At 46.7% G+C, this 17,148-nt stretch carries 11 protein-coding genes; 6 read left to right on the forward strand and 5 right to left on the reverse strand.

Translation table 11 applies throughout. The features are described 5' to 3' along the window. Window positions 1–41 precede the first annotated feature (41 nt). Window positions 42–1,106: a sugar kinase gene (locus ACYQ0C_RS20125; protein WP_016274618.1), complete on the forward strand. Its 1,065-nt coding sequence runs from the start codon at window positions 42–44 to the stop codon at window positions 1,104–1,106. A 273-nt stretch (window positions 1,107–1,379) separates the two neighbouring features. On the opposite strand, the gene secDF is transcribed toward ACYQ0C_RS20125, so the two are convergent. From secDF to ACYQ0C_RS20150, 5 genes are all read right to left on the reverse strand, one after another. Next, window positions 1,380–4,358: a protein translocase subunit SecDF gene (gene secDF, locus ACYQ0C_RS20130; RefSeq protein WP_016274619.1), complete on the reverse strand. Its 2,979-nt coding sequence runs from the start codon at window positions 4,356–4,358 to the stop codon at window positions 1,380–1,382. Between the two features lie 178 nt (window positions 4,359–4,536). After that, complete coding sequence (locus ACYQ0C_RS20135; protein ID WP_016274620.1) at window positions 4,537–6,624, reverse strand: M3 family metallopeptidase; 2,088 nt, start codon at window positions 6,622–6,624, stop codon at window positions 4,537–4,539. 26 nt (window positions 6,625–6,650) lie between these two features. Beyond that, on the reverse strand, window positions 6,651–7,730 hold the full coding sequence (locus ACYQ0C_RS20140) for an endonuclease/exonuclease/phosphatase family protein (RefSeq protein WP_016274621.1): 1,080 nt from the start codon (window positions 7,728–7,730) through the stop codon (window positions 6,651–6,653). A gap of 3 nt (window positions 7,731–7,733) precedes the next feature. Next, window positions 7,734–8,627, reverse strand: coding sequence for a rhomboid family intramembrane serine protease (locus tag ACYQ0C_RS20145; protein ID WP_016274622.1), 894 nt, complete (start codon window positions 8,625–8,627; stop codon window positions 7,734–7,736). Beyond that, window positions 8,608–9,285: a rhomboid family intramembrane serine protease gene (locus tag ACYQ0C_RS20150; protein WP_016274623.1), complete on the reverse strand. Its 678-nt coding sequence runs from the start codon at window positions 9,283–9,285 to the stop codon at window positions 8,608–8,610. The genes ACYQ0C_RS20145 and ACYQ0C_RS20150 overlap by 20 nt, the downstream gene beginning before the upstream one ends. 210 nt (window positions 9,286–9,495) lie before the next feature. Here ACYQ0C_RS20150 and ACYQ0C_RS20155 point away from each other — a divergent pair, with 210 nt between their 5' ends. The 5 genes from ACYQ0C_RS20155 (at window position 9,496) to mnmA (ending at window position 17,148) form a co-directional block, all read left to right on the forward strand. Beyond that, window positions 9,496–9,768: an HU family DNA-binding protein gene (locus tag ACYQ0C_RS20155; protein WP_016274624.1), complete on the forward strand. Its 273-nt coding sequence runs from the start codon at window positions 9,496–9,498 to the stop codon at window positions 9,766–9,768. Between the two features lie 84 nt (window positions 9,769–9,852). Further along, a complete protein-coding gene (locus ACYQ0C_RS20160; RefSeq protein WP_032941291.1) occupies window positions 9,853–13,194 on the forward strand; it encodes a glycoside hydrolase family 2 TIM barrel-domain containing protein in 3,342 nt (1,113 codons plus the stop codon). Window positions 13,195–13,222: 28 nt separating this feature from the next. Next, window positions 13,223–14,785: a sulfatase family protein gene (locus tag ACYQ0C_RS20165; protein ID WP_016274626.1), complete on the forward strand. Its 1,563-nt coding sequence runs from the start codon at window positions 13,223–13,225 to the stop codon at window positions 14,783–14,785. Window positions 14,786–15,907: 1,122 nt separating this feature from the next. Further along, entirely contained in the window at window positions 15,908–16,105 is a 198-nt protein-coding gene (locus tag ACYQ0C_RS20170) for a hypothetical protein (RefSeq protein ID WP_016274628.1), read from the forward strand. Continuing rightward, window positions 16,102–17,148: a tRNA 2-thiouridine(34) synthase MnmA gene (gene mnmA / locus ACYQ0C_RS20175; RefSeq protein WP_016274629.1), complete on the forward strand. Its 1,047-nt coding sequence runs from the start codon at window positions 16,102–16,104 to the stop codon at window positions 17,146–17,148. Before ACYQ0C_RS20170 ends, mnmA begins: the two co-directional genes overlap by 4 nt.

The raw sequence follows: 17,148 nt of genomic DNA on the forward strand, positions 1-17,148 counted from the left end.
CGTATCTTCGTACTGATTAACATACTGATTAAAAACGTACGATGAATACAAGAGCTATTACCAGAAACAAGAAAGTCGTTACATTCGGAGAGGTGATGCTAAGACTGACCGCTCCCCATTTCCGACGTTTTTCCCAAACAAACGAATTTATTGCCACTTATGGTGGAAGTGAAGCGAATGTAGCCATATCACTGGCCAACTTTGGCATTCCCACAGAATTCGTCACCCGGCTGCCCGACAATGCAATGGCGCAAGCCTGCGTAGATTCACTCCGAGCCTACGGATTAGGTACAGACGGCATTATTTATGGCGGGAAACGCATGGGATTATATTTTCTGGAGAGTGGTGCCGCATTTCGCAACTCCAATGTAGTGTATGACCGTGAAGGGTCTTCTTTCGCCACTTTACGTCCCGGCATGATAGACTGGGAAAAAATTCTTTCCGACGCCGGCTGGTTTCACTGGTCGGGCATAGCGGCCTCTCTGTCACAGGAAGGAGCGGATGCCTGTCTGGAAGCCCTGCAAACAGCAGACCGCCTGGGGCTGACAATCTCGTGCGATTTGAATTTCCGCAAAAAATTATGGAACTACGGCAAATCCGCTTCAGAGGTCATGCTTCCCCTGGTCCAATATAGTGATGTCATTTTCGGTGCGGAACCCGAATACAAAGAAATATTCGGTATTTCTCCGGTAGGGTTTAAAGCGACAGACACTTCGTATCCATTAGATCTGTCCGGCTTCAAAGCATTCGGTCAGAAAGTATCGGAACAAGTCCCCCGATGCCAGAAAATATTTCTGGAATTACGTAATTCCATCACCTCTAATCACAACCTGCTGGCCGCTGTACTTTATGCAGAAGGCACATTAAAGCATACCGGAATTTACGATATTGTTCACGAGATAGACCGCGTGGGTGCAGGCGATGCATTTGTCGGCGGCATGATTTATGGTCTGCTGACTTACTCCGACAATGACCAAAAAACATTAGAATTCGCTCTTGCCGCATCCGCATTGAAAAATACCATCTATGGAGACTTCAACCAGGTAACGGTAGAAGAAGTGGAAGGGCTGATGCAAGGAAACGCCTCCGGAAGAGTCGTCAGATAACTAATTTTCACAATGATGGCCAGACAAGATTAATCTGCGGAATATAGCGTAAAAAAAGTAAGATAAGTTCATGGACCAAATAAGATAAGTTCATGAGCCAAGTAAGATAAGTTACTTGCCCGATGCACTTAAGTTACTTTTTGAGACCGCCGGAGACATTCATCCCCCTGTTTACCGCCAATCAATGCCACCCTGCTATACCCAAAAAGAGGAGGATGCCCCCTGATGTGAGCATCCTCCTCTTTTTATCTATTCTTAAAAGGAACTTTCTTTTTATGCCTTTGTTTCTTCCGGCATCTTGTTGCCCATAGTCAGGTAAGCGACAGGAGCAGCGATGAAGATAGAAGACAAGGTACCGATCACGACACCCAGAATCATTGCGAAGGCGAAGCTACGGATACTGTCACCACCCAGCACGAAGATACACAACAATACGATCAATGTACTTAATGAAGTATTGATGGTACGGGCCAGCGTAGTATTCAGTGAGTCATTAAACAACTGCATACGGTTACGTTTCGGATACAAGCCGAAGAACTCACGGATACGGTCAAAAATAACCACCTTGTCATTAATAGAATAACCGATAGCGGTCAGAATAGCACCAATGAAAGTCTGGTCAATTTCCAATGAGAACGGAACCCATCCATAACACAAGGAATATGCACCGATAATCAAAGTAGTATCGACAACCAATGCCACAGTCGCACCCACACTATATGCTACATTGCGGAAACGCAACAAGATATACAGACCGATGGCCACCAATGCGAACAATACAGACCAGATAGCCGATGTCTTGATATCATCAGCGATACTGGGACCTACTTTCTGAGAACTGATAATAGAACCACCGGTACGATTATCACGGTCAATAAAGACTTCCAATGTAGTACCTTCGCCCAGCAAGTTACCATCTTTCAAAGACTGATACAGGAACTCTTCGATTTCAGAGTCGATCGTAGGAGAATCTTCATTAATACGGTAGTTGGTTGTGATACGGATAGTCTTCTTGTCTGTACCCAGAGCAATAGCCTGTACATTATCTTCTGTGATTTTCTGCTTCAACAGGTCACGTACTGTTTCCGGCTCAACCTGCTGTTCAAACTGAACCACAAAGTTACGTCCACCGGTAAAGTCGATACTCTGCGCCAGACCACGGATAAAGAATGAAATGACACAAATCACAATGAATGCACCGAATACAGTGAACGAACGCTTCATCATACCCATGAAGTTATAGTTCACATTCTGCATCAAGTTCTTGGAAAGACCTGTTGTGAATGTCAAACCCAGCCACTTGTCTTTATTCATAAAGTGTTCATAAACGATACGAGTCAGGAACACAGCTGTAAAGAATGAACAGAGAATACCGATAATCAATGTAGTGGCAAAACCACGGATCGGACCTGTACCGAAATAGAACAGGATGATACCCGTAATGATTGAAGTCAAGTTAGAGTCAAAGATAGCAGAGAACGCGTTGGCATAACCGTCAGCCAAAGCAGCCTTGACTGTCTTGCCTGCTCTCAGTTCTTCTTTTGTACGTTCATAGATCAACACGTTAGCATCCACAGCCATACCCAATGACAATACCATACCGGCAATACCCGACATTGTCAATGCAGCCTGGAAGGAAGTCAAGATACCCAGTGTGAAGAAGAAGTTAATGACCAACGCACAGTTGGCAACCATACCCGGAATCAATCCGTACATGGCACACATATAAATCATCAGCAGAATCAACGCCACAATAAATGAAACGATACCCTGGTTGATAGATTCCTGACCCAATGACGGACCTACGATATCTTCCTGGACGATACGTGCCGGAGCCGGCATCTTACCGGATTTCAATACGTTAGCCAAGTCCTTTGTCACTTCCGGAGTAAAGTTACCGGTGATCTGGGAATGTCCGCCGGTAATTTCACCGTTTACATTCGGAGCACTGTACACATAACCATCCAATACGATAGCGATAGCCTTACCTACATTATTCTTTGTCAAGACAGCCCAGCGACGTGAACCGTCCGTATTCATAGACATGCTGACACAAGGCTTGTTGAATTGGTCATATTCATCTTTTGCATCCGTAATCACGTCACCTTCCAGCGGAGCACGTCCGTTACGTTCAGTTGACTTGATGGCATACAATTCAAAGACACGTCCCTGCTTGTCAAAGTCTGCCGCCTTCACTCCCCATTTCAAGCGAAGATCTTTCGGCAACATTTCTTTCACTTCTTTCATGGCAAGGTACTGGTTTACCTGGGCTGTATCTTTATAATCAGCATAACCTACCACTGAACCATAACCATTCGGGTTCAATTGAAGGACAGAAGCCAACGGATGTTCTTTCTTCATCTGCTCCATAGCAGCGGAGTTACTTGCTGTCTCGCCTTTCAATGCGGCTGCAAGACTGTCGGCAGCAGAAACTGCGGAAGCTTGTGCGACAGCAACTGTATCTGCAGATTCAGCAGCAGCTCCGTTCTCTACAGCAAGAATATCACGCAGTCTGTTATCTACAGAAGAAAGATAAGGAACAATTTCTTTAGCATCGAATGTTTCCCAGAATTCCAGGTTAGCAGATCCCTGCAACAATTTTCTGACACGTTCCGGTTCTTTGATACCCGGCAGTTCCACCATGATACGGCCCATCTTTCCTTCCAATGCCTGGATGTTAGGCTGTGCCACACCAAAGCGGTCGATACGTGTACGTAATACATTATAAGAGTTGTCGATAGCAGCTTTCACTTCTTCGCGCAATACTTTCTCGACTTCGCTGTCGGAGCTGCGGGTTGTCACTTTGTCTTTCAGCTGCTGAGTAGCAAATAATTCAGCCAATTTGCCATTGGGAGCTTGTTTCTTATACTCTTTTACAAAAAGAGTGATAAAGTCATCCTGACTGGTGATGGATTGTTTTGATGCTTCCGCAACCGCTTTATTAAACGCTTCATCAGTCTTGTTGTCTGCCAGAGCCTTCACAACATCCGGTACAGATACTTCAAGGATAACGTTCATACCACCTTTCAGGTCCAGACCCAGACCAATCTCCATCTCACGACACTGTTTCAGCGTATAACTACCCAAATAAACTTTTTCATTCTGCATAGAATCAAGGTAATGCGCTTCACCTTTCGGGTCTTGTGCCGCTTTGTCCATGTGATAGCGGGTCACAAAAGAGAAGGAAAGATAAAACACACATACAAGGGTGAGTAATACCGCAAAAACCTTTACAAATCCTTTGTTTTGCATGTTACTTTGAAATTTATTATTTTTACTTTTTGATTAATTCTTAGTTTATACAAGGTTGCAAATATAGTTTTTTTTTCACATTCCCACGGTATCAAACACAAATATTTAAAGATCAAAAGAGAAAAAAGGCTGCAAAAGCATTTTTTGCAGCCTAAATTATTCTATCTCACAACCTATTTTACTTCAAGCCTCTATTTTCAAGCAAGGGTTCCAAGCTGGGATCCGCCCCACGGAAAGCCCTGTAAAGAGTCATCGGATCCTCTGTCCCGCCTTTCTCTAAAATATTTTTACGGAAAGAATCTGCGGTATTTTTATCGAACACGCCGTGTTCCTTAAATGCCTCAAAAGCATCCGTGTCAAGAACTTCCGCCCACAGATAGCTGTAATATCCGGCAGCATATCCACCAATAATATGGCTGAAGTAGGTGGCACGATAGCGAGGGGCTATTTCAGGAATCAGTCCCAGTTTGTCCATCGTCTCTTTTTCAAAAGCGACAACGTTCAGATTATCCGTATCGGTCAGGTTATGCAATTCCATGTCAAGCAAAGCGGCGGCCAGCAATTCAGTGGTCATGAAACCTTGGTTAAAAGTGCCCTGGTTCTGAATTTTCGTAATCAGTTCATCCGGAATCACTTCTCTTGTCTCATAATGTCTGGCATAGAGTTTCAGCACTTCAGGCTCTACCGCCCAATGTTCCATAATCTGTGAAGGCAGTTCTACAAAATCCTGTGCCACACTGGTACCGGACACCCCTTTGTAGTTACATCTGGTCAGCATACCGTGTAATGCATGTCCGAACTCATGGAACATGGTTTCCACCTCATCCAGCGTCAGTAAAGAAGGCATATCCCCCGCAGGTTTAGTAAAACTCGCCACATTATAAATCAAAGGACGCACCTCACCGGCCTGTTCACGGAAGTTACTCATCCATGCACCGCCACGCTTGCCTGCACGTGGAAAGTAATCCGCATAGAACAATCCCAGGAACGAGCCATCGGCATCCTTTACCTCATACACTTTCACATCAGACTCATACACCGGTACATTATTCAGTTCTGTCAAGGTAATGCCGTACAGTTTGTTAGCCACAGCATACAATCCGCTACGCACATCTTCCAGACTGAAATAAGGTTTGATTTCATCCTCATTCAAATCATATTTTTCCTGACGCAATTTTTCGGCATAATACCACCAGTCCCATGCAGCCAGCTTTTCTCCCTTGCCTTCCTTATCCATTATTTTCTGCAACTCGGCGGCTTCTCTCTTTGCATTCTTCAGCGAGTACCCCCACAGGTTGTTCAGGAAGTCCATGACTGTCTGCGAATTCTTAGCCATATTCTCATCCAGCACAAAATTGGAATAACAATCGAATCCTAATAATTTAGCCTGTTCCAACCGCAATGCTATGATTTTTCCCAATATTTCCTTATTGTCATTCGCATCATCATGATTTCCCCGGTTGATATAAGCCTCGTAAATATTCTTTCTTAATTCACGGTTCTCTGCATATTGCAAGAAGGGCAAGCGGCTGGAATTCTGCAAAGTGAACAGCCATTTCCCTTCTTTTCCGGCTGCTTTCGCTTCTTCCGCAGCCCCCGTTTTCACCCATTCGGGCAATCCGGCCAAGTCGGCCTCATCCTCGATCACCAATTGATAGGCGTTATTCTCATTTAAAATATGATTGTCGAAAGCAATCCCCAAAGTAGAAAGTTCTTTATTGATTTCTCTCAAGCGAGCTTGTTTTCCGGCATCCAGTCCGGCACCCGAACGGACAAAAGCTTTATAATATTTATCCAGCAACCGGTGTTGCTCCGTAGTAAGCGTTATCTTGCCTTCCTGCTCCTGTTGATGTACATCGGCCACCCGTTTGTACAAATCCTGATTCAAATAGATATTATCACTATGTTCGGAAAGCACAGGAGCCATTCTTTCATTCAAGACCGTCAGCGAGTCGTTTGTGTCCGCCTCGGTCAACGCAAAAAACACCCCGCTTACTCTCGCCAAAATTCCGCCACTCTTATCCAGCGCCACAATGGTATTCTCAAAGGTAGGCTTTTCGGGATTATCAACTATTGCCTTAATTTCCACATTCTGCTCTTCAATTCCTTTCAAAAAAGCAGGTTCATAATGCTCCAGCTTGATTTTAGTGAAATCGGGAGCACCGTACTCGGTCTGGAATTCCGCAAAGAACGGATTCGTTTCTGTTTTTTGTTCACATGCACACATTACACAACACGTCGCTAACGTAAATAATAGTCTTTTCATAAGCTGTCAATTAAAGGTACGTAAAATCACTTTTTCGCCACATAACACCAAATAGGGTAATGATCCGAACTCTTTATTGTGTTATCCACCGTACAACGGTAAGATTTCAAATTCTTGCTCAACAAAATATTGTCTATTCTGAAATAAAAATGATTTTGATTATAAGATATGCCAAAGCCATTCCCCGACTCCACAAAAGCATCCTTCAAACCTTTCCCTATCACCCTGTGAGCGTATGAAATAGGAGAATCGTTGAAATCACCGCACACGATCACGCCTCCCCCTTTGTAACCGGCCACCAAACGGGCTATGGAATCGGCCTGCGGAGCACGTATGGCCGACGCTTCTGCCAGTTTTCTGACCAGCAGGCGGGAACCTTGCGACACCTTCCGCTTATCAGGATCCTTCATCATTTCGCGATAAACCTCCTTATCCTTCTCCGTCAGCTTGTTGGATTCCAAATGATTATTGACAACCAGCAGCGTATCGCCGTTCACGTTGATTTTATAAGCGATGGAGCCATTGTTAGGACTGGCATACTTCACAGGATGTGCGGACAAAATAGGGAAACGGGAGTAACAGCCCAGGCCGTTGGCACCCGATATCTTGTAATAATTCTTATAAGGATACTCTCTCAAAGCGTAATCCACCTCTTTCCGGGTCAGCCGTCCTCCTACGATATATTCCTGCAAGCAGATAATATCTGCACGACTGTTTCTCAAATACTCCAACACAGGATTCGGATTATCCTTGGTGTTCGCCCGGTTCTTTTCAAAAGCCATCGTATTATAGGACAAGACCTTGATGGCACCTTCCGGCACATCAGACGCAAACAGATTGACAGGGAAATAAGTACGGACAGCACTTATGCAACAGATCATTCCTGCCAACGAAAGCAGTGCATATTTACGGTAAATGACCAGCCAGAAGACCAGAAACAGAAGATTGACAATCAAAAAAGCAGGAAAAGCCAGACCGGCGCATGACCCTACCGGATGAGCCACAGGATCAATATAAGGACTGTAAGCGCATACCAGCAACAATACCACCATGCACAGGTTTATGCCCAGCAGTATCCATCCCAAAAAACGACCAATATATTTCATATATCACTTCTTGCTCGCATCAAACAAGCTTTTCTTCTCTTCGGTAGTCAAGCTGTTATAACCGGATTTCTTTAATTTGTCCAGAATGCGGTCTATCTCTTCACTTTGCTGCTTTTTGCGGGCATTGTAATTGTAATCTTTCGCCTTATCACCATAATGAATCTCCATCTTAGGCTTTTTCGACCGACGACGGAACGACAGGCCTCCCGAAAACCAGTCCAAGCCTCGGTTGATCCATGCCGTAGCATCATGTCCGCGTGACAATCCGGAAGCAAACCACCATCCGGCCAAAGCACCTCCCAAATGGGCGATATGACCGCCGGCATTGCCCGATGTCATAAACAGCAAATCAGTCACAACCATGAACAGAGCCACATACTTCAACCGGACAGTCCCGATAAACATAAAGTTCACTCTATATTCCGGCGCACGTACCGCAGTGGCCACTACAATAGCAAGTACGGAAGCTGACGCTCCCAATAAATAAGAATAATACAACGAATCACTGAAATAAGGAAAGACATTGTAAGCGAGCATATATAGCAAACCGCCACAAACACCTCCTAGCAGATAGAGTCCGCGAAAATGCTTTGCCGAGAAAAGAGACAGGAACATCTGCCCGAACCAATAAAGCCATAGCATATTAAACAGCAAATGCAAAATGCCTGCATGCATGAACATGTAAGTCAGCAAAGACCAGGGTTGCTTGACAAACCGGACCGTCCAGGCCGGCAATTCCAGGTATTGAAGCACAGATGCTCCATCCCGGTTGAACAGCATCCATAAAATCCCCAACAAGGAAGTGACAATGAACACCCCTGCATTAACATATATGAACTGGATATATATGCTGCCCTTGTTGAAGCTATTTTTCAAATCAGTAATAAAACTGCCCATTGTCATTCTTTTTCCTCCAATACATTATTAATATAAAGCCAAAAATCATCCCTCCCAAGTGCGCAAAGTGAGCAACGCCATCGCCCGAAGCTCCGAATCCCAGAAATAGCTCCAAAGCGGCATATCCCATCACAAAATATTTAGCCTTGATGGGAACAGGAATAGGGAATACAAACATCTGGCTGTTAGGAAACAGCATACCAAATGCCAGCAAGATACCATAGATCGCACCCGAAGCCCCGACTGTAGTCATCAGATTCAAGTATTCCGCCATCGGAATCACGGCAATCCTCGTATTCACACTGTCATATTGAGACAATTCAGTCACATACTGTATATATTGCACCAACTCCTGCACCAGCCCTGCGCCTATGCCACATATCATGTAATAAGACAAGAAACGTTTCGGCCCCCACACTTGTTCAAGCGTACGGCCAAACATCCACAAAGCAAACATGTTAAAAAAGAGATGCTGGAAACCGCCATGCATAAACATATAAGTGATCAACTGGGCAGGATTAAAATCGGATGCCATAAAAAAGTGTAGTCCCAGCAGGTCGTTCAAGTTCATTCCATATTTCATGGCCACCACGCCTCCAAAGAAACACAACACGTTTATTATCAATAAATTCTTGGTTACTGTAGGTATACTATTCATAAATATTCTTCGTCTTATAAAACATTGATTGTGCGCAAATTTACAATTTTATTCTGTTATATAACAGAAAACTAGAGTTCTCTTACGTTTTTTTGATTTTTGGAGCATCTTTTTTAGGCTATCTATTTGATTTCTAATTTTGAAAGCATATATTTGTCGCTGATTTCGGTAAAACTTTTGTGTTACATTTAATAATTAATCATTTTCGTTATGAATAAGGCAGATCTTGTCAGCGCAATTGCCGCTGAAGCCGGCTTGAGCAAAGCCGATGCAAAAAAAGCGGTTGAAGCTTTCGTTTCAACTGTTACAAAGGCCCTCCAGGAAGGGGACAAAGTATCATTAATCGGATTCGGAACATTCTCTGTTGCTGAAAGAAGCGCAAGAACAGGTATCAACCCATCCACCAAAGCAACGATTACTATTCCTGCTAAAAAAGCAGCCAAGTTCAAACCGGGTGCTGAACTAGCAGACGCAATTCAATAATTGCAATTTTACATAAAAGGACTTAAGGGAAAGGGCGCCGGTTCTAGCTAGCGCCCTTTCCTCTTCATTTTTCTATTTGAACCTATGAAACCTAAAATGACAACCTTATTTAAATGCCTGATCGGCGCCGCAGTATGCGCATTCTCAACGCAAGCTCTTCATGCAGAAGAAACAAAACTACCTTATTGGAAAGATATTCAGACCGTAGCCGTCAACAAAGAATATCCGCGCACCGCTTTCATGACTTACGACAACCGGACTCAGGCACTGACCGGCAAGTATGAAAACAGCCCATACTACAAACTATTAAACGGTACATGGAACTTTTATTATGTAGATGCCTACAAAGATCTGCCCGCCAACATCGTACAACCGGATGCCAATATAGCCTGGAAAGAAATCAAAGTACCCGGCAACTGGGAAGTACAGGGCTACGGAGTGGCCATCTATACCAATCACGGGTATGAGTTCAAACCCAGAAACCCGCAACCGCCACAACTGCCCGAAGCCAATCCGGTCGGCGTGTATCAGCGTGATATCGAAATTCCCGCCGATTGGGACGGACGCGACATATTCCTCCACCTGGAAGGGGCAAAGTCCGGCGTATATGTATATATCAACGGACAAGAGGTGGGATACAGCGAGGACTCCAAGAATCCTGCTGAGTTCTTAATCAACAACTATCTGAAACCCGGAAAGAATTCGCTGGTTCTCAAGATATTCCGCTGGAGCACCGGCTCTTACCTGGAATGCCAGGACTTTTGGCGCATGAGCGGCATTGAACGGGATGTGTTCCTGTTCGCACAGCCCAAGACCCATATCCGCGATTTCAATGTGGTATCCACCCTGGACGAGACTTACAAGAACGGTATCTTCAAACTGGATGTGGACGTAACCAATCATACAGCAACCGGCAAAGAAGTAACCGTAGCATACGAATTGCTGGATGCCGCAAAGAAAGTGGTGGCAGCAGGAAACGCCCCCTGCCCTGTCACAGCGGACGGACAGAAAAATATCTCTTTTGAGACCGCCCTCAACAATGTCCGGACATGGACATCGGAACATCCCAACCTGTACCGGCTACTGATCTCTCTGAAAGACGGAGGAAAAACAACCGAAATCATTCCTTACACAGTCGGTTTCCGCCGTTTCGAAATCAAACCGACCGACCAGACAGCCGGAAACGGCCAGCCATACGTCTGCCTGTTCATCAACGGACAACCCATCAAACTGAAAGGCGTGAATATACACGAGCACAACCCCGAGACCGGACATTACGTTCCCGAGGAGCTGATGCGCAAAGACTTCACCCTGATGAAGCAGAACAACATCAACAGCGTGCGCCTGTGCCACTATCCGCAAGACCGCAAGTTCTATGAATTGTGCGACGAATACGGCATCTATGTGTACGATGAAGCCAATATCGAAAGCCACGGCATGTACTACGACCTCCGCCGGGGCGGATCTCTGGGCAACAACCCCGAATGGCTGAAACCACACATGGACCGCACCATCAATATGTACGAGCGCAACAAGAACCACCCCTCGGTGGCTTTCTGGTCGCTGGGCAACGAGGCCGGCAACGGCTACAACTTCTACCAGACCTACCTGTGGCTGAAAGAACGTGAGGTGAAAGGCATGAACCGCCCGGTCAACTACGAGCGCGCCCTTTGGGAATGGAACACAGACATGTATGTGCCCCAATACCCCAGTGCCGCCTGGCTGGAGGAAATAGGCCGGAAAGGCAGCGACCGTCCCATCGCGCCCTCCGAATATTCACACGCCATGGGAAATTCCAATGGTAATCTGGCTGCACAATGGAGAGCGATCTACAAGTATCCCAACCTGCAAGGCGGCTACATTTGGGACTGGGTAGACCAAGGTATTCTGGAAAAAGATGAAAACGGACGTGACTATTGGACATACGGAGGAGATTATGGTGTCAATGCTCCCAGCGACGGGAACTTCCTATGCAATGGCATCGTGGCTCCGGACCGCACCCCGCATCCGGCTATGACAGAAGTGAAATATGCACACCAGAATGTAGGCTTCGAGGCCATCGACCCTGCTGCCGGCAAATTCCTGGTCAAGAACCGCTTCTACTTCACCAACCTGAAGAAATACATGATCAGCTATACAGTGAAGGCCAACGGCAAAACGGTGAAAGGTGGGAAAATATCATTGGATATCGAACCGCAAGGTTCCAAGGAACTGGACATCAACCTCAACGGACTGAAGCCCAAAGCCGGAACGGAATACTTTGTAGACTTCACAGTGACCACCACAGAACCGGAACCCTTGATCCCCGCAGGACATGATATCGCTTCCGAACAATTCCGTCTGCCCATCGAACCATTGGCAGTAGCCGGACATAAGGCAAGCGGCAAGACTGCCGTCAGCACGGACGGCGACGTTATCACCGTATCCTCACCACGTATGCAGTTCGTTTTCAACAAGAAAAGCGGTCTCGTGACCTCCTACAAAGTAAACGGTACGGAATACTTTGCCGAAGGCTTCGGCATCCAGCCCAACTTCTGGCGCGCACCGACCGACAACGACTATGGCAACGGCGAACCTAAGCGTGAACAAATCTGGAAACAGTCCAGCAAGAATTTCCAGGTGGCGGATGTCACCACAGAGGCAGACGGCAACAAGACCGTGTTAACAGCCAATTACCTACTGGCAGCAGGTAACCTGTACATCATGAAATACACCATCTATCCCGACGGTGTGGTTCATGCAGCCATCACCTTTACTTCCACCGACATGAAGGCCGCCGACACGGAAGTGTCCGAAGCTACTTTAATGGCTACTTTCACACCAGGACAAGACGCCCAGCGCCTGGCCTCTTCCAAACTGAACGTACCACGCATCGGTGTACGTTTCCGTTTGCCATCCGACATGAACCAGGTGGAATATTTTGGCCGCGGACCGGGTGAGAACTACATCGACCGTAACGCAAGCAGTTTCGTTGATCTCTACCGCACTACAGCCGACCAAATGTACACCGGCAATTATGTCCGTCCGCAAGAAAACGGACATCGTACCGACACCCGTTGGGTAGAATTAAGCCGTAAAGGCGGAAAAGGACTGCTCATACGTGCCGACCATACCATCGGATTCAACGCCCTGCGCAACTCCGTAGAGGACTTTGACTCGGAAGAAACCATCAACCGCCCCCGTCAATGGAGCAACTTCACCCCCGAGCAAGTAGCCGACCACGATGAGGAAAAAGCGAAAAACGTGATACGCCGCATGACGCATATCAACGATATCACCCCGCGCAACTTCGTGGAAGTATGTATCGACATGAAACAACAAGGTGTGGCCGGCTATGACAGCTGGGGAGACCGTCCGTTGCCGGAACATACGATGCCCGCCAATAAGGAATACCATTGGGGTTTCACCTTGGTGCCGGTAAAATAAGATCCAATCAAGCCTTAAATAAATAAAGATGAGAAGTAGAAATTATGCAGGCTTTTCCCTGCTTGCCACACTAGCCACTTGCCACAGTGTGGCGGCAGAGGGTGTTCAGAAGAAACACACGCAAGATCCTGAGAAACCGAATGTGATCGTCATCCTGGCAGACGACCTGGGATATGGAGATTTAAAATGCTACGGAGCCAAGAATGTAGAAACTCCGAACGTGGACAGACTGGCTTCCGAAGGAATCCGTTTCACGAATGCCCATGCCACAGCCGCCACCAGCACCCCTTCGCGGTACTCGTTGCTGACAGGGGAATATGCGTGGCGCAGACCGGACACAGACATTGCCGCAGGCGATGCAAAGATGATTATCCGTCCCGAACAATTCACCATGGCAGACATGTTTAAAAGTGCCGGTTACGCTACAGCCGCCATCGGCAAATGGCACCTGGGACTGGGAGACAAGACAGGCGGACAAGACTGGAACGCCCCTCTACCTGCCGCTTTGGGCGACTTGGGGTTTGACTACCATTACATCATGGCCGCTACAGCCGACCGCGTACCTTGTGTATTTATAGAAAACGGGCAGGTGGCCAACTACGACCCGTCTTCCCCCATAGCAGTGAGCTATACCAAGAACTTTCCGGGAGAACCCACCGGAAGAAATAATCCCGAGCTACTGTATAACTTACACCCCAGCAACGGACACGACATGTCCATTGTGAACGGTATCAGCCGCATCGGATTCATGAAAGGCGGTGGAAAAGCGCTTTGGAAAGACGAGAACATCGCCGATTCCATTACCGTTCATGCCATTGACTTCATCAAGCAGCATAAAGACGAACCATTCTTTATGTACTTTGCCACGAATGATGTTCATGTCCCCCGTTTTCCTCATGATCGTTTTCGTGGAAAGAACCCCATGGGGTTGCGCGGTGATGCAATCGCCCAGTTTGACTGGACCGTAGGGCAGATTATGGAGACATTGGACCAACTGGGATTAGCTGAAAACACCCTGATTATCCTGTCCAGCGACAACGGCCCGGTAGTCGACGACGGATATAAAGACCGGGCGGAAGAATTATTGAACGGGCATACCCCTTCCGGCCCGTGGAGGGGAAACAAGTATAGTGCCTTCGAAGGTGGTACCGCTGTTCCGGTCATCGTCCGCTGGCCGCAGAAAATAAAAGAGACAGGAGACTCGGATCTATTAATGTCACAAATTGACTGGCTGGCTTCCTTGGGAGCGTTGATCAATGCCAGGCTGCCCAAAGGCAGCGCTCCGGACAGCTACGACCGTTCGGGCAACCTGACAGGAACGGACAAGACAGACCGTCCCTGGATTATAGAACAGTCCATGAACCACACTTTATCTGTCCGCACCAAAGACTGGAAATACATAGAGCCGAATGACGACCCCACTACCTTTATGAAGGCGGAGAAGGTTGAGACCGGAAACCTGAATGTTCCCCAGCTATATGACATGCAGAAAGTGAACGAACAGGAAAATGTAGCGGAAAAGTATCCGGGAAAAGTCTTTGAATTGCAAAAGGTACTCAGACAAGTACGCAATAAAACGATAAAGATGTAATTGAACGGGAGTCCGCTGTGAAATCCTCAAACAACAAGTTGCCCGCCATTGATAAACCTCACATCAATGGCGGGTTTCCTTTTCAATGGAAACGACCGCTAAATTTCTACTGCCTCACTTTAAAGTTCCGGTAAAAACTTGCCGAAGTATGGACACATGCTGATGTGTAAAGCTTTATCAGTACAGAAGAAACACGAAAAATCGGTCTGACTGCCACCTATCGTTTTCGTACTAGAAAAAAGATCAATAGCCAAGCAGCACAGACAGAACTGTCACACAGCTTCACATGAATGAAAACTAATGTTCATGCAATTATTAAAATAAATCTTTCGTTCCGATGATAATTCAGCATTCAATGCATAGACGATTATCTGTTCATGAACCTGTAGGGATGCCGGGATTATCTTCATTTTGTATGCCACAGCAATAAAAGCCGATTGTTCCTTCCCTCCTTTCACACTTGAAGTCAACCATTTTTAGTAAAAGGAGTGTGGGAACAAAAGCTTACGGGCTGAAACGGGAGTGAGGGGAAGTGGTTTCAGTTTTAACCGGCTGATTGTCTGTGTGTATGGCATAAAATGAAAGGGTGACGGGAGAAAGGGGGATGTCGACTTAGTAGGGGGAATACGATGAACAAGCTAGGCTTGTTCACTGAACAGACTAAGTCTGTACTCGGAACAGGCTAAGCTTGTTCACGGAACATGCTGGCGTATTTTAAAAACGTATAGTTGTTTTAAAAAAAGATGAAGATGTATTTTTTAAAGCTCAAGATGTATTTAAAAAACATAAAGGCGTATTTTACGGCTCCGATAAACGAAAACGAACCACGTTATCATCCCCGTAAAAAACCATACGGCTGCATTAGTAACGTGTAAGTCAAAGTGTTAGTAACATATAAGCCTACACAATAGTAACGTGTAAGCCTACACGTACGCAAGCATCGGGTCACACATACGTAAGCATCAGCCTACACATACGCAAGCATCGGCCTACACATACGTATGTATTGCACCCTATCTCCATCAAATCTTGTCCCAAGTTTCATACCCTATTACCCACCCCTCTTGCCAAACGCCTTTTTTGTTGTATATTTGTAGTTCGCAAACTAAAAAGAAGTAACCCATGAATGTATTCGCCACTCTCAAAACAGTCTTCTTCGGAAGCAAATTCCTGTCAAGCCCTGTTTCCACCGAGGGAACATTACGCCGTGATCTCGTATCCGCCCTCAACGGAGTGTTTGAACGCATGAAGTCCGCCCATCCTTCGGTGATGAGGGGCATGACCGCCTACACCCCAAAAAACACTTTATACTCACTATGAAGACAAACAACAAAGTACTGCTGGGCATGAGCGGAGGAACGGACAGTTCCGTAGCCGCCCTGTTACTGCAAGACGCAGGATATGAAGTGACCGGTGTCACTTTCCGCTTTTACGAGAAAGAGAACGATACCGAATACCTGGAGGATGCACGCACCCTGTGCGGACATCTGAACATTCCACATATTACTTATGATGCCCGTGACATCTTCCGGAAAACCATCATGGATTATTTCATCAACGAATACATGGCAGGACATACCCCCGTCCCGTGCACCCTATGCAATAATTACCTGAAATGGCCTCTTCTGAAGAAAATATCCGATGAAATGGGGATTTATTACTTCGCCACCGGACACTATGTACGCCGGCGCCTCATCAACGGGCATTACCACATCACCACCGGAGCCGACCCGGACAAGGACCAGTCCTTCTTCCTGTGGGGACTTCCGCAGGACATACTGCAACGCATGCTCCTCCCCATGGGGGAACTGACCAAGACCCGGGTACGACAAATAGCAGAAGAACGTGGTTTCCAGAAAGCCGCCCACAAGCGCGACAGTCTGGGAGTCTGCTTCTGCCCCATGGATTACCGCACTTTCCTGCGCCGGGAAGTACCCGAAGGAAATATCCAACCGGGGAAATTTTTCGATGAAATGGGGGATTTCATTGCCCGAAACGAAGGTTATCCCTTCTACACCATCGGTCAGCGGAGAGGACTGGGCATAGACCTCAACCGGGCTGTCTTTGTCAAGGAAATTATCCCCGAAGAGAACAAGGTAATATTGAGCGACCTGAAAGCGTTGGAGAAGACAGAAATGAGACTGAAGGAATGGAACATCACCAACCCTGACCTGCTGTTGGGCCGGGAGGACGTGATCGTGAAAATACGCTACCGCAAACAGGCGAACCGATGCACCGTGACCTTACTGCCGGATCAGACCCTGCACGTAGAACTGCACGAACCGCTTGCCGCCATCGCCCCAGGACAGGCCGCCGCCTTCTACCGGAACGATGTGGTATTGGGAGGCGGAATCATCCTGTGA

The organism is Phocaeicola sartorii JCM 17136 = DSM 21941 (assembly GCF_054653615.1).

Coding starts and splice junctions, on each gene's coding strand:
- secDF (WP_016274619.1), bottom strand. CDS start 4,358: ATGCAAAACAAAGGATTTGTAAAGGTTTTTGCGGTATTACTCACCCTT.
- ACYQ0C_RS20135 (WP_016274620.1), bottom strand. CDS start 6,624: ATGAAAAGACTATTATTTACGTTAGCGACGTGTTGTGTAATGTGTGCA.
- ACYQ0C_RS20145 (WP_016274622.1), bottom strand. CDS start 8,627: ATGGGCAGTTTTATTACTGATTTGAAAAATAGCTTCAACAAGGGCAGC.
- ACYQ0C_RS20170 (WP_016274628.1), top strand. CDS start 15,908: ATGAATGTATTCGCCACTCTCAAAACAGTCTTCTTCGGAAGCAAATTC.
- ACYQ0C_RS20165 (WP_016274626.1), top strand. CDS start 13,223: ATGAGAAGTAGAAATTATGCAGGCTTTTCCCTGCTTGCCACACTAGCC.
- ACYQ0C_RS20125 (WP_016274618.1), top strand. CDS start 42: ATGAATACAAGAGCTATTACCAGAAACAAGAAAGTCGTTACATTCGGA.
- ACYQ0C_RS20155 (WP_016274624.1), top strand. CDS start 9,496: ATGAATAAGGCAGATCTTGTCAGCGCAATTGCCGCTGAAGCCGGCTTG.
- ACYQ0C_RS20140 (WP_016274621.1), bottom strand. CDS start 7,730: ATGAAATATATTGGTCGTTTTTTGGGATGGATACTGCTGGGCATAAAC.
- ACYQ0C_RS20160 (WP_032941291.1), top strand. CDS start 9,853: ATGAAACCTAAAATGACAACCTTATTTAAATGCCTGATCGGCGCCGCA.
- mnmA (WP_016274629.1), top strand. CDS start 16,102: ATGAAGACAAACAACAAAGTACTGCTGGGCATGAGCGGAGGAACGGAC.
- ACYQ0C_RS20150 (WP_016274623.1), bottom strand. CDS start 9,285: ATGAATAGTATACCTACAGTAACCAAGAATTTATTGATAATAAACGTG.